This window comes from Streptomyces sp. NPDC051133, from assembly GCF_040682635.1.
GTDB lineage: Bacteria > Actinomycetota > Actinomycetes > Streptomycetales > Streptomycetaceae > Streptomyces.
Map to the genome: position 1 here is coordinate 300,990 of NZ_JBFBBK010000005.1, position 12,500 is coordinate 313,489.

Below are 12,500 nucleotides of genomic sequence, written 5' to 3' on the forward strand. Positions count from 1 at the left end.
CGTGTTCAACCACATGGACCGATTCCCCACCGGCAGCCCCCTGCCGCAGGGGCACCTGACCGCAGCCCCGTGGGGCCTGCGCCGCATCGCCCCGTACCCGCCCGTCGAGAGCCCCGCCTACGCGACGGTGAAGCTGGACCCGCAGACGCAGACCGCCCGGTACTTCGACGCTTCCGGGGTGCCCACCATGTCCCCGGGCCACGGCACGTCCTCCGGCACGAATCCCGCGACCGGCACCACGGGCCAGGGCGACCGCAACAGCGACTCCCCGGACAGCGACACGGGCAACGACACGGACCAGTGACTCCGCTGACGAACGACGATCGTCCGGTCCTGGTCGTCACCAACCTCGACGACCCGACCGCGGACTTCGTGATCGCCGAGCTGCACGACCGGGGCGTCCCGGTCGTGCGGTTCGACTCAGGTGACTTCCCCGCTACCCTGTCGTGCTCCGCCGCCATCGGCGGCGACAGCGACAGCTGGCGGGGAAGCGTGCAGACTCCGAGCCGACGTGCCGACCTGGGCGCGGTGCGTTCCATGTACTACCGGCGCCCCTCCGGGTTTGCCTTCCCCCACCTCGACAAGCAGGACGAACGGTTCGCTGCGGCCCAGGCCCGCTACGGGCTCGGCGGCATCCTGACCGCCCTGCCCGGCTGCCTCTACGTCAACCACCCCAACCGCATCGGCGACGCCGAGTACAAGCCGGCCGGGCTCGCGGCAGCGGCGGCGGCCGGCTTCATGGTGCCGCCCACGCTCGTCACCAACGTTCCCGACGACGCACGGGCCTTCATCAAGGAGCACGGTCCGGCGATCTTCAAGCCGATCTCGGTCCCGCTGTACCTGGTCGACGGCAAGGCCCAGACCGTCCCCGTGACCGAGGTGGCCGCCGACGAGATCGACGACTCCGTGACCGGCACCATGCACCTCTTCCAGCAGCGCGTGGACAAGGTCGCCGACATCCGGGTCACGGTGATAGGCGAGCGGATCTTCGCCGTGCGGATCGACTCCGGTCTCCTCGACTGGCGCACGGACTACGGCACGCACAGCTACATGCCGCTTGCCGTGCCGCCCGCGGTGGAGCGGTCGATGCACGCCTATCTGAAGCACTTCGGGCTCGTCTTCGGGGCGTTCGACTTCGCTCTGACCGACTCCGGCGAGTGGATCTTCATCGAGTGCAACCCTTCTGGGCAGTGGGCATGGATGGAGCCGCCGACCGGTCTGCCGATGACTGCCGCACTCGCCGATCTCCTACAAGGAGGCATCCGTGGCCTGTGAGCCCGATATCGAGACGGCCGCCGTCGACCTCCGGCGCCGGCTCGCCGGGCAACTGGAAAAGGAGGGCCGGCTGCGCTCGCCGCAGTGGCGGGCCGCCGTGGAGGCCGTGCCCCGCCATCAATTCATCCCGCGCTTCTACCGGGAGAGCGACGCTGTCGGCGTCACCACCTGGGAGCCGGTTACACGGGAGACGGTCGGCAAGGAGGAGTGGCTCCGGCTCGTCTACACCGACGAGACATGGATGACCCAGTTCGACGGCCATGACATCGACTGGGCCGACCCGAAGCCGATCAGCAACGCGACCCCGACCTCGTCGTCGACGCTGCCGAGCCTCGTGGTCCGGATGCTCGAAGACCTCGACGTGCAGGACGGCATGAACGTGCTGGAAATCGGCACCGGAACCGGCTACTCGACAGCCCTGATGTGCCACCGGCTCGGCAGCGAGAACGTGACCTCAATCGAGACAGACGAGGGCGTGGCCCGACGCGCCCGCGAAGCTCTCACCGGATCCGGTCACACCCCTCACTTGGTAGTGGGGGACGGCCGCGCCGGCCACCGCGCCGGAGCCCCGTACGACCGGCTGATCGCCACCTGCGGCTTCCGCAGCATCCCGCCCGCCTGGCTGGAACAGGTCCGGCCAGGCGGCATCATCCTCACCACCCTGCGCGGCTGGATGCGCTCCCTCGGCCTGGTCAAGCTCATCGTCACCGGAGACAGCGCGAGCGGCTGGTTCAGCGAGGACGACCCGAGCTTCATGATCGCCCGCCAGCAGGACGCTCCGGAAAGCCTCGGCAGGGTGCCGGAGCCCGACGACGGAACAGTACGGAGAGCCACGTACGGGCCGGAGGCCCTCACCAGCTCTGGGCCGGCCTTCATGGCACAGCTCGCGGCGCCGGACGCCCGTTTCTTCTCCACGGCGGTCGACGGCGGCTCGGTCAGCACGTTTCTGTTGGACAGCGTCACCGATTCCTTCGCCGTCCTCGCTCCCACGGACGACGGCGGCTGGCAGGTCCGCCAGGGCGGCCCCCGCCGCCTGTGGGATGCGGTCGAGTCGGCGGTGGGCACCTGGGAGGAGTACGGCTCACCCAACACCGCCGCCTTCGGTGTCACTGTCTCCTACGACCGGCAGATGGTCTGGCTGGGAAATCCGAACGGCCCACAATGGCCGCTACCCTCCTGAAGCAGCCACCACCGCCGACACGAGGAACGCCAGGATGGACGACGAGCCGCTGAAGGACTGGGCGGAACGCCGTGACGCGAAGATCGGCCGACTTCGCGCCGTGCCCGTCGCGTCCGGCGACGGGCCCCGGGCATCGCATCTGAATCCGGATGCGCCCCGCGCCATCGAGCGGTGGAACGGGCACGTGTGGGAGCCGTACGGATTCGCCGCCACCCTGGCCGAGGCCAAAGCCATCCTGTACCCGGAGACCGACGAGCCATCGCCCCCAGGGCCGGTGCCGAAGCCGCTCGGCTCCGGCACCGGCAAGCACCGCAAACCCCAGGCACCCAGGCCGGATGGTGGCGGTCGGGCGCAAGGGTGATCAGCGTCGCCGCGCCTGCGGCTGCTGTGGAGCGGCGGGGTGCACCGCTGCGTGAGGCGCATGGGTTGCCTGGGCTCGCGGGCCGGGTGCGTGGCGTTCACCCAGGCGTTGGATGCGCCAGGTGAGGGTTCTGGCGGTGGAGCGGGCGTCGTCCAGTGTGCGCTGGCGGGCGGCGTGCTGGAGGAGTTGCTGGGGGTCGTGGCCGGCGGTCTCGGCTTGGGCGAGGGCGGCGGCCAGTGCGGGCCAGGCCGGGTCGGCGAGGACCTGATCGGTGTGGTCGGGCAGGACGGCTCGTATCTGCTGTGCGTGGTGTTCCATGGTGCGGGCTGGTGGTTTGCGCTGGGCCAGGGCGGTCAGTGGCTGGGCCGCAGCGTGCTCGGAGGCCGCCTGGAGGTGGATCAGGGTCTGGTGGGCGGCTGCGACCTGTTGGTCGTGGTGGCGGGCCTGGTGCCAGCGGGCGGCGGCGATGACGACCAGGACGGCGATGTCGAGGAACATCGCCAGGCCGCTCCCGTCACCGGTGGCCGGTGTCGTGCGTAGTGCGCGGATGGCGCCGCGCAGGGCGCGGGCTTGGTCCTGTTGGGCGTGGATGCGGGAGCGGGAGGCGCGTTCGAACGCGAGGGCGGCCTGCTGGAGCTGTGCTTGCAGATGGTCGGGGGCCAGGAGCGGCAGGATGTCGAGGGCCTCGGCGAAGGCCGCGATGTGCGCTTGGGCGACGGTGTCGTCGGTGTGGTCGAGGTGGTGGGGGATGCGTTCGGCCGCCGCGGTGGCCTGGTGCCAGGGGTTCGGCCGACGCCGGCTGCCTGACTGGACCGGTGATGCCCCCTCGATGCCGGTGAGGCGTTCGGCGATTTTGGGGAAGGACAGGTCGGGGGCGAGTTGGGAGCCGGAGAACCAGACCGGCTCGTCGGTGGCGTTGGTGTCGCCTTCGAGGGCGACCTTGTAGCCGCGTATGTCTCCGGAGGGGAAGTGCTGGACGTTGACGCGGACGCCGTCGACGCCGTCGAGGAGGTGGAGGAACTCTTCCGGGCTGGTGGCGATGGACACCAGCTGGCGGACGGTGGTGCGCAGCTGTTCGCGGGAGGTTGTCGTGCGTCCTTGGCGGCGGGCCTTCTCCTGCTCGGCGCGGGTGGGCCGTTTGGCGGCGGTGCGGTCCCCGCGGACGACTTGGTGGAGGCCGTATTCCTTCTCGATGGCGGCGAGTTCGCGGTCGGCGGTGAGGTAGTCGTTCCAGTGGCGTGCGGTGCGCAGGTCGCCGCGGACTTTGGTGGCGGCGATGTGGATGTGGTCGGGGGCGTGGCGTACGGCGACCCAGCGGCAGCCGTCCGGATCGCCGTCGGGTGCAATTCCGGTGGCGGCCACGACGCGGCGGGCGATGTCGGCCCACTCCTCGTCGCTCAGGTGGCGGTCGCTCTCGGCGGCCCGGATCGAGCAGTGCCACGTGTGTTTCTCGGGTGCGCGGCCGAGCCGCCGGGCCTGTTTGACGTGCAGGTCGAGGTCGGCCACCAGGCGCCTTTTCGTCGTGTCGAAGTCGTCGGCGCGGCCGGGGTCGGGGGCGAAACCGTCCCAGGAGGCCACCAGGTGCGGGTCGGTGTGGTCCTTGGCCTTCTTCGTGTCGAACAGGTAGCGGATCAGGCCGGCGGTGTCCTTGCCGCCGCTGATCTTCGCGATCATCAGGCCGCCTTCTGGGCGACGGCCTGGTTCGCGGCTGCCGCCACGTCGCGGACCGTGGCGGCGACGGCGGTCAGGGTGTGCTCGGCCTGGGTCAGGACGGCGGTGTCCCCAGGGTGTGGATGGCCGCCGGAGTTGAGCTTCTTGGCGATCTGGTTGATGTTGTGGCCGATGGCGGCGACCTCGCGGCGCAGGGCGGTCAGCTCGTCGATGTAGTCGTCCAGCTGGGTGCGCTGGCCGGGCACGGTGAGGTCGCCGTGGACGTGGGCCAGGGTGACGACGGCGACGTAGTGGGCGCCGCTGACGTTCAGCGACCCGGCCTTGGCGAGGATGGCGGCCTTCTCCTCGACGCTGTAGCGGGCATCGACCCGTTTCTTGCGCTGGCCGTTCGGGTCGGGCTTGCGACGTCGGGCCACGCGCTGCAGGGCTGCTGCTTCGGCGGCGCGTGGCAGCGGCACGGCAGCGGTGGGATCGTCGGCGGCGGGCTGGTCCCCCTCGGGCGCCCCCTGGTGCCCGAGTGCCTCCGCCACCCCCGGGGCGGAGGCAACCCCGACGGGACCGTCCTTGGACGGTCCAGCGGCATACCTTGCTGCGCGGTTGTCTGGGGCGATAGGAGTCTCCTGCCGGTTGGTGTGTTCGTGGTGTCGGTCGTGCACGAGGGGGTCTCCAGGGTGTGTTCGGAACGGGAGCTGAGCCGCCTGGGTGCCGACCGACGGCGGACGAGGGCCGTGGCCGGAGCAATTCGGCGGCTGGAGGATGGGATCTGGCCGGGGCAACCGAGGTCGGCGCTGTCGAGCCCGGGACTATGGCTGCAGAGAGCGCAACGGGGGCCGGTCCCCACAGTGCTGCGGTGGACAGTCCCCAAACGCTTGGGGACGGGATGCGACGCGAATCGGGGACGGTCCCCCTGACGCATCGTCAGCGGGACGGTCCCCTTGACAGGTCGTCACGGGGACCGTCCCGTTCCCTGCACGGTTGCGGTCTTCGAGGGGGACTGGAACGGGCTGGCGCGGGGACGGTCACCGTCCCTGGGGACACTCTGGGGACGGGCGCGAAACGCCCTCTGAGCTGCGTTTTCCTCGGGGACCGGTCCCCTCTCGGTCCCCGGTGCGTCGTCGTCACGGTCCCCGCGATACGGTCCCGTGCGCCACCGTCCCCGCCATGAGGTGATCGTGATCGCGGGGACCGTCGGGGACCAAGGTTCGGTCCCTGGTCTTCGCGGGCTTGGCCCCGGGGACGCGGTTGCCAGGATGGCCGCCTCGTCGATCGCGTATGGCTCGTCCGGGACCGATAGGTCGTGGGACGGGGCAGCTGCCGCGAGTAGCGAGGCGGGGCTGCCTCATGCAGCCTGCTGGGGGTCGAGCCGGGCGGTGGCGAGATCGATGCGCGACGGGTGGGCAGTCGCACGTACGGCGTTGCCCCTGGCGGTGCCGTCAGGGTTCGTCCGCCGTCGACGGCACGGGGCACCGGCAGGTGCGTGGCACCACTCGCATCGGACGCTGAGCGCGTCGGGGGCGCCGCTGTTGCCAGCGGCCTCGCGGGCAGCGCGGGTCGGACGGTAGCGGGCCAGCTCGGCGCGGACGGGCGGCGGGATGCACGACCCGATCTCTCGCAGGCGCTCCGCGACGTCGGGGAGCCGGCCACCGCTGGTGATCTGCCGGTGCGTCGAGGGGGCGGCAAGACCGGCGGCGACAGCGTTGCGGGACCGGAGCAGCTCGGCTCGCCAGGCGGCCGGATCGTCCGGGTCGGAAGCTGGTGTGGGGTCGGTGTGCCGGTCGAGGCGGTCGCGTCGGTGGGCACGCCACTTGCGGGCGACGTCCACCGGGAGGATCGGGTACGGAGAGTCGAGGACGTGGGACCGTATCGCCTCGCGGACGTCCCAGCCGTGGTCGGTGGCGAAGGGCACGTCGTCGAGCAGCTCCTGCCACTGGGCGATCTGGTCACGGGCCTCGCCCGGGCCGGTGCGGACGGTGCGCGGGTCCAGGCGGCCGATGTAGGCGAGGATGGCGGCGATTTCGTTGCGCTCCAGGGGTGGTTACTCCTTACGATCCGGTCGGTTCGTCGAGGGCGGCGAGCAACGCGGCCATGTGTGCCTCGGAGCGAGTCATACCGGGGGTCGGGTTGGGTGTGCCGCCGGGCAGGGCGTAGAGGTTTGGACGTCCGGGGGCGGGGGTGCGTTCGCGGGCGATCCACGCACGCCAGTCGGCAGCCCAGGCTGCAGCGGTGCGGGGCGCCCAGGTGGCCCGATAGGTGCGCCACTTCTCGTCGGCGGCGTGCAGTGCATGCTCGCCGAGTCGGTCGAGGTGGCCGTGGTCCTGCAGCCAGGCCCGGGCATCGTCGTCGATCTGCCAGTCGGTGGCGGGGATGAGTGGGGCAGAGCTGCTGCTGTTACTACCGTTCACCTTCGGTTCTCTTCTGTTCTGGGGGTCGGAATCCGCACCCCCTGAGGGTCTGAATCCGACCCCCCTGGGGGTCACATTCCGTGCCGGGGGATCAGATTCCGGCCCCCCGTCGAAGGCATCGGCAGGGTCGGATTCCGGTCCCCCAGGGGTCGGATTCTGACCCCCCGGGAGGGGCAGAGCCTGATCCCCCTCGGCAGCCTGTTCGGCGAGGAACCGGGCAGCGCTCGGCAGGTGGTAGTACGTCTCTCCCCGTGGCCCCTTGCTTCCGGGGAGCGGGACCAGTTCCCCGCCGGCGATCAGCTTGGCCAGTGCGTCACGCACCGCGGTGCGGGAGGCGTTCGCGCGCTTCATGAGGGTGGGCACGGACGCGTACGCGATGCAGCGCCGGTCGATGCACCGGTCGGCGATCAGAGCGAGGACCAGGCGGGCGGTGCCTTTGCTGTGGCTGTGGTTCCACACCCATTCGCGGGCGTCGTGGCTCATGAGGCGGCGGCTCCTAGGTCAGGGCAGGGAGGTGCAGGCGGCCGTCGTCGGGCGGTGCACAGGGAGGGGGGTGGCGCACAGCCCTGGGCCGAAGGCGCGGGGGAGGGCTGGTGGCGTCGTATGGCCAAGACAGCCACACCCATGCCGCACAAGTCCAGCATTCCGCCGGGAAATCAGACAGCTGACGGCGAACGCAGATGGCGAGCGAGGCAACACCAAAATCATAAACCCGAATCGCCGGTTGCCGAAATAATGCCCCGTCAGATGAAGCCAGAAGCATCACATCGAGAACACGTTGACTCCCGCTGCGAGCGCAAGTTACAACACAACACCCCACGTCAGAGCATGTCTCCAGGCTGGCAAAGACACTGTCAACCGGATGCTCGAAACCCAGCCCGCAGGTAGGTCCCGGCCGCTGAGCCGGGCGCAACATAGCCGACGATCGCCGGTTAACCAAACCGGCGATTGGGAGCTACAAATGGAGCTATGGCAGCAAGATCCCTGGAAATCGGTCCGGCCGGAATACGGACCGCCCGCACCATCGAAATCCTCCGTACCGAACGCGGCCTCGCCCAACGCGAACTCGCCGCCCACGTCACCGCCCTCGGCCGTCCGATGAGCAACACGATGCTGTCCCGCATCGAACGCGCCCAGCGCCGATGCGACATCGACGACCTCGTTGCCCTCGCCCAGGCCCTCCGGGTCTCGCTCCTGGCCCTTCTCCACGGGGTTCAGGCCGCATAGGCCCGCCTGCCACTGGCCCGGACTGCTGCCGCCCCAAACCGCTTCCCCGAGTAAAGGACGCATCGCCCTTGCGCCGACCTGCAATACCCCCTGCCCACCCCCGCTCGCACTGCACCGCGACGGAGGTGAATGTGAATGGCTGACCGCCTCCTGACCGTGGCCGAAGCCGGCGAAATGCTCGGCACCGGCGAGCGCTTCGTCCGCCGCCTCATCGCCGAGCGCCGCATCCGCTACGTCAAGCTCGGCCGCCCGGTGCGCATCCCCGAGAGCGCGGTCGCCGAGTACGTCGAGGCGCGCACCGTCGAGCCCGTCCGCCGCAACCGTGCCCGCTACGGGAAGGCGGCCTGATGGCGGGACGCAAGCCGCAGCGGCGGCGCGAGTTCGGCACGGTGCGGCGGCTCCCATCGGGGCGGTGGCAGGCCCGCTACATCGGCCCCGACGGCGAGCGGTACACCGCACCGGAGACGTTCGAGACCAAGTCCGATGCCCAGGACTGGCTCAACCTCGTCCGCGCCGACATCGAGCGCAACACCTGGCACAACCCGGACGCCGGCGCGCTCAACTTCGGGATGTACGCCCTGCGTTGGATGGAGGAGCGTGGCCTGGCCGCGACCACGGTCGACCGGTACGGGGGTCTGCTGCGCGGGCACATCCTGCCGACTTTCGGCGGCAAAGACCTGGACGAGATCACCCCGCCCTCCGTCCGCACCTGGCGAGCCGAGCGCCTGAAGACGACCGGCCCGACCACGGTCGCCAAGTCGTACCGCCTGCTGAAGGGCATCCTCCAGACGGCGGTCGACGACGACCTTCTGCGCACCAACCCGTGCCGCATCAAGGGCGCTGGCAAGGAGGAGGCCGACGAGCGCCCCACCGCCACCATCGCGCAGGTCTTCGACCTCGCCGACGCCATGGGCCCACGCTGGCGCCTGATGGTCCTGCTCGGCGCCTTCGCCTCCCTCCGCCCGGAGGAGCTGGCCGAACTGCGCCGTCACAGTGTCGATCTCGACGAATGCTCCCTGCGCATTACGCAGGCTTCCCCGGAGCTGACGAACGGCCGTCGAGTCACAGGCGACCCTAAGTCCCGTGCGGGCAAACGCACCGTGTACCTGCCCGACTTCCTGCTCCCCGAGCTTCGCCGCCACCTTCAGTGGTTCGCCGAGAAGGAGCGGGATGGCCTGATCTTCGTCGGCGAGAAGGGCGCCCCCTTTCGCCGCTCGACCTTTGGCCGCAAGTGGCGAAAGGCGAGGACCAAGGTCGGCATGCCGGACAACTTCCGCTTCTACGACCTCCGCCACACCGGCAACACCCTGGCCGCCGACACCGGCGCCAAGCTGAAGGACCTCATGGTCCGCGCCGGCCAGTCCTCGGAGCGGGCCCAGCTGATCTACCAGCACTCGACGGCGAAGCATCAGCGGAAGCTCGCTCGGGGCATCGACGCCGAGGTGCGGCAGCAACTGCGTCAGGCAGATGTGGAGGGAATGCCAGCCGCAGAAGCGTGAAGATGCGATGGGCGTAGCGAATCCGGCCGGGTTTCGCTACGCCCGTAGCCGCGTCGGGATTGCCGCTGCAGCACCGTGCGCCCCTCGTGCCCCCTTGAGGGACGGCTTCCGTTGAGATCAGCTTTCTCTGTATGTACTGACAGGCGAGTTGAGGCTGGTCTCGGTCGGCCCTTCTGGAGGGGGGAGTAGTGGCGATCAAGTTGCTGTCGGTTGCGCCTGCGCAGAATGAGCTGATCGACAAGGCCATCACGCTGGGCAATCGCTACACCAAGACGTTGGGTCTCTTGAAGCCGCCCGCGTACACCAAGGCGGCGGAAGACGGTGGACTACTCGTAGCTGTTGAGGCGGACGAGGTGATCGGCTACGCATTGTTCGGGCTCCCGAAAAGGAGCGCGCACATACGCCTGGCCCACCTGTGCGTGGCGGAGGAGCAGCGCGGCAGGAGCATCGCACGGCAACTGGTGGAGGAGATCCGGAAGAGGTATCCACAACGGCTCGGCATAAAGGCCAAGTGCCGTCGGGACTACAACCTCAGCGGCATGTGGACGAGCCTGGGGTTCGTCCCCCACGGCGAGGTACGGGGACGCGGCCGGGACGGAGAGATCCTCGACGGATGGTGGCTGGATCTCGGGCACCCCCACCTCTTCACTGAGGTGGAGAGCGATGCCCTGCTGGTGGTGGCGGTCGACCACGGGGTGTTCGCTGATCTCCGCGGACTCGCCTACACAACCGACGTAGAGGAATCCCGCGCGCTGGAAGCGGGTTGGATGACGGATCTCGTCGAGCTTGCCTACACGCCCCAACTGGTCCATCAGATCCGCGATATCGCCGACACCGCCGAGCGCCAGCACCAGCGGGCGGCGCTGTCCGGACTGCGTCAGCTCACTCCCGCCCCTGCGGCCGTGGCTGAACGAACGGCTGAACTGCTCAGCGCGGCCAAGAAGTCAGTCCCGGACCTTTCCGACGACGGGGCACTCCGTCGCTGCGCGCAGTACGTGGCCGAGACCTCGTGCGCCGGCCTCCGCGTGCTGGCCACTCGGAACCGCCTCCTGTCCCGCCTGGCGGACGTGGCTTGGGAGGTTGCCAGGGTCCGTGTCGTATCGCCCGCCACGGTGACGCTGCACGTGGACGAGCTTCGACAGGCCCAGGTCTACCGCCCTGCCGACCTGATGGGTACGGACTTCCGGTCCATGGAGGTGTCCCCAGGCGGCGAGGACGAGCTGGTCGCCTTCTTCGACCAGTCCGGCGGGGACGACGGATCGGCCTTCGCTGAACGCTTGCGCTCCCTGGCCGCCGACTCGGTCGTTTGGCGCCGTGAACTGCTGCGGGACGGGGAGGGCCACCCCGTAGCCCTCTATGCGTGGGCGCTGGACGGGCGGACCCTGATGGTCCCTGTGCTCCGCACCGCAGACCATCCGCTCGAAGAGACCCTGGCCAGGCAACTCCTCTTCCTGCTCAAGCGCCTTGGGCGTGACTGCGGCGCGGAGATCATTCGAATCACCGACCCGCATCCCTCGGCCGTGGCCAAGGCAGCCGGCGGGGATGACGGCTTCTTCGAGCACGACGGCAGGCTCGTGGCTCTCCTGGTGAACGTATGCGGTACGGCGGCTGAGGTGGAGGCAGTGGCTGGGGGGCTGGCTCGCGAGCTGACCGTGGAGGCAGCCGCCCTGCATGAGGGCATGCCTGCCGAGGTAGCCGCTGTGGTGGAACGTGCCTGGTGGCCGGCGAAGGTCATCGACTCCGGGTTGCCGTCCTTCGTGGTGCCGATCAAACCGCGTTGGTCCACCGAACTGTTCAACGTCCCGGCCATGCTCCTGCCACGCAGCGACGTCCTGGGCATCAGTAGGGAGCACGTCTACTACCGTTCGTCGGGGCATCGAGGGGAGAGCGTTCCCGCCCGCCTCCTCTGGTACGTCAGTGAGGGGCCCGCCGGTGTGGAAAGCCAGATGATCGTGGGCAGTTCGCGGCTTGACGAAGTGCTCATCGACACACCTGATGCGCTCTTCTCGAAATTCGAACACCTGGGCGTATATGGTCGAGCTGAGGTTCAGGAAGCGGCTGATGCCTCGGGTCACGCCATGGCCCTGAGGTTCTCGGACACCGAGATCTTCCCCAGGTCGGTGACGCTGAAGCGATTGACCCCGCTGGCCAGGGAGCTGGGACTACCTTGGTCATCGAACTTGCTGATCTCGCTGTCCAAGATCAGCAACGAGCTGTTCCAGGCGGTCTACAAAGAGGGGCACCGAAAGACGTGAACGATCCGGAACGAGCGATGCTGCTGTCCGTCCACCCGCGCTTCGCCACCGCGATCCTGGCCGGCAGCAAGACGGTGGAGGTCCGCCGCCAACGCGTCGCCGCGCCTCCCGGAACGCCGGTTCTCCTCTACGCGACCGCGCCCACCATGGCTCTGGTGGGCATGGCGCGCATCGCCTCGGTCCATGTGGCTTCTCCCAAGGAGGTCTGGTCGGCGCATCGTGCCCAGACAGGGATCACTCGACGCGAGTACGACGCCTACATGAGCGGTGCCACTCAGGCGAGTGGCCTCACGTTGGAGGACCCTGTGTCCTTCGAGCAGCCGGTCACGCTCAACGCCTTGCGCGCAGCGGGGACCTTCCACCCGCCGCAGAGCTATCGTTATATGAAGAGCGATGACCTTCGGCAGGTGGCGGCAGCCGAGCCTGTCGTGGGCACTGCCCTTCGAGAGGCGCTGGGGGACGTAGCGCCGGTATAGGGCGTGCCGCTCAGCGGCAGCCTGGACGGTGCACACTCTGACGGGCCGATTTGCCCGGACTAGTGCAGCGCCGCATTGATCTTGCGGGGGTCATGCGGCTTTAAGTGGGGTGCCGTCGTAGGTCCAGCGGAACGGCTGAGCCTCATCGTCGTAG

At 69.3% G+C, this 12,500-nt stretch carries 13 protein-coding genes; 9 read left to right on the top strand and 4 right to left on the bottom strand.

Features of this window, described 5'->3' with window-relative positions; genetic code table 11:
* Window position 1 precedes the first annotated feature (1 nt).
* Genes tgmA through AB0N17_RS09000 form a run of 4 tightly spaced genes read left to right on the top strand, consistent with a single transcriptional unit; the run spans window position 2 to window position 2,816 of the window.
* A complete protein-coding gene (gene tgmA / locus AB0N17_RS08985; RefSeq protein WP_366010482.1) occupies window positions 2-304 on the top strand; it encodes a putative ATP-grasp-modified RiPP in 303 nt (100 codons plus the stop codon).
* On the top strand, window positions 301-1,275 hold the full coding sequence (gene tgmB / locus AB0N17_RS08990; RefSeq protein ID WP_366010483.1) for an ATP-grasp ribosomal peptide maturase: 975 nt from the start codon (window positions 301-303) through the stop codon (window positions 1,273-1,275). The genes tgmA and tgmB overlap by 4 nt, the downstream gene beginning before the upstream one ends.
* Window positions 1,265-2,455: an ATP-grasp peptide maturase system methyltransferase gene (gene tgmC, locus AB0N17_RS08995; protein WP_366010484.1), complete on the top strand. Its 1,191-nt coding sequence runs from the start codon at window positions 1,265-1,267 to the stop codon at window positions 2,453-2,455. Before tgmB ends, tgmC begins: the two co-directional genes overlap by 11 nt.
* Before the next feature lie 34 nt (window positions 2,456-2,489).
* Window positions 2,490-2,816 carry a DUF6087 family protein gene (locus AB0N17_RS09000; protein ID WP_366010485.1) on the top strand — a complete coding sequence of 109 codons (327 nt, stop codon included), beginning with the start codon at window positions 2,490-2,492 and terminating at the stop codon, window positions 2,814-2,816.
* Here AB0N17_RS09000 and AB0N17_RS09005 read toward each other — a convergent pair whose 3' ends face one another.
* From AB0N17_RS09005 to AB0N17_RS09020, 4 genes are all read right to left on the bottom strand, one after another.
* The gene (locus AB0N17_RS09005) at window positions 2,817-4,490 is read right to left on the bottom strand and encodes a mobilization protein (protein WP_366010486.1); all 1,674 of its coding nucleotides are present in this window, start codon (window positions 4,488-4,490) and stop codon (window positions 2,817-2,819) included.
* Window positions 4,490-5,017 carry a MobC family plasmid mobilization relaxosome protein gene (locus AB0N17_RS09010; protein ID WP_366010487.1) on the bottom strand — a complete coding sequence of 176 codons (528 nt, stop codon included), beginning with the start codon at window positions 5,015-5,017 and terminating at the stop codon, window positions 4,490-4,492. Before AB0N17_RS09010 ends, AB0N17_RS09005 begins: the two co-directional genes overlap by 1 nt.
* Before the next feature lie 809 nt (window positions 5,018-5,826).
* Window positions 5,827-6,516 (bottom strand): hypothetical protein, encoded by a 690-nt coding sequence (locus AB0N17_RS09015; protein ID WP_366010507.1) that lies wholly within the window; start codon window positions 6,514-6,516, stop codon window positions 5,827-5,829.
* A 13-nt stretch (window positions 6,517-6,529) separates the two neighbouring features.
* Complete coding sequence (locus AB0N17_RS09020) at window positions 6,530-7,372, bottom strand: helix-turn-helix domain-containing protein (protein ID WP_366010488.1); 843 nt, start codon at window positions 7,370-7,372, stop codon at window positions 6,530-6,532.
* A 486-nt stretch (window positions 7,373-7,858) separates the two neighbouring features.
* Here AB0N17_RS09020 and AB0N17_RS09025 point away from each other — a divergent pair, with 486 nt between their 5' ends.
* The 5 genes from AB0N17_RS09025 (at window position 7,859) to AB0N17_RS09045 (ending at window position 12,346) form a co-directional block, all read left to right on the top strand.
* Window positions 7,859-8,116: a helix-turn-helix transcriptional regulator gene (locus AB0N17_RS09025; RefSeq protein ID WP_366010489.1), complete on the top strand. Its 258-nt coding sequence runs from the start codon at window positions 7,859-7,861 to the stop codon at window positions 8,114-8,116.
* A 135-nt stretch (window positions 8,117-8,251) separates the two neighbouring features.
* Entirely contained in the window at window positions 8,252-8,464 is a 213-nt protein-coding gene (locus AB0N17_RS09030) for a helix-turn-helix domain-containing protein (RefSeq protein ID WP_366010490.1), read from the top strand.
* Window positions 8,464-9,615, top strand: a complete 1,152-nt coding sequence (locus tag AB0N17_RS09035; protein WP_366010491.1) for a tyrosine-type recombinase/integrase — start codon at window positions 8,464-8,466, stop codon at window positions 9,613-9,615. Before AB0N17_RS09030 ends, AB0N17_RS09035 begins: the two co-directional genes overlap by 1 nt.
* A 188-nt stretch (window positions 9,616-9,803) precedes the next feature.
* The gene (locus AB0N17_RS09040; RefSeq protein ID WP_366010492.1) at window positions 9,804-11,870 is read left to right on the top strand and encodes a GNAT family N-acetyltransferase; all 2,067 of its coding nucleotides are present in this window, start codon (window positions 9,804-9,806) and stop codon (window positions 11,868-11,870) included.
* A complete protein-coding gene (locus AB0N17_RS09045) occupies window positions 11,867-12,346 on the top strand; it encodes an ASCH domain-containing protein (RefSeq protein WP_366010493.1) in 480 nt (159 codons plus the stop codon). Before AB0N17_RS09040 ends, AB0N17_RS09045 begins: the two co-directional genes overlap by 4 nt.
* Window positions 12,347-12,500: the final 154 nt, after the last annotated feature.

Coding starts and splice junctions, on each gene's coding strand:
- AB0N17_RS09005 (WP_366010486.1), bottom strand. CDS start 4,490: ATGATCGCGAAGATCAGCGGCGGCAAGGACACCGCCGGCCTGATCCGC.
- AB0N17_RS09000 (WP_366010485.1), top strand. CDS start 2,490: ATGGACGACGAGCCGCTGAAGGACTGGGCGGAACGCCGTGACGCGAAG.
- AB0N17_RS09020 (WP_366010488.1), bottom strand. CDS start 7,372: ATGAGCCACGACGCCCGCGAATGGGTGTGGAACCACAGCCACAGCAAA.
- AB0N17_RS09025 (WP_366010489.1), top strand. CDS start 7,859: ATGGCAGCAAGATCCCTGGAAATCGGTCCGGCCGGAATACGGACCGCC.
- AB0N17_RS09035 (WP_366010491.1), top strand. CDS start 8,464: ATGGCGGGACGCAAGCCGCAGCGGCGGCGCGAGTTCGGCACGGTGCGG.
- AB0N17_RS09030 (WP_366010490.1), top strand. CDS start 8,252: ATGGCTGACCGCCTCCTGACCGTGGCCGAAGCCGGCGAAATGCTCGGC.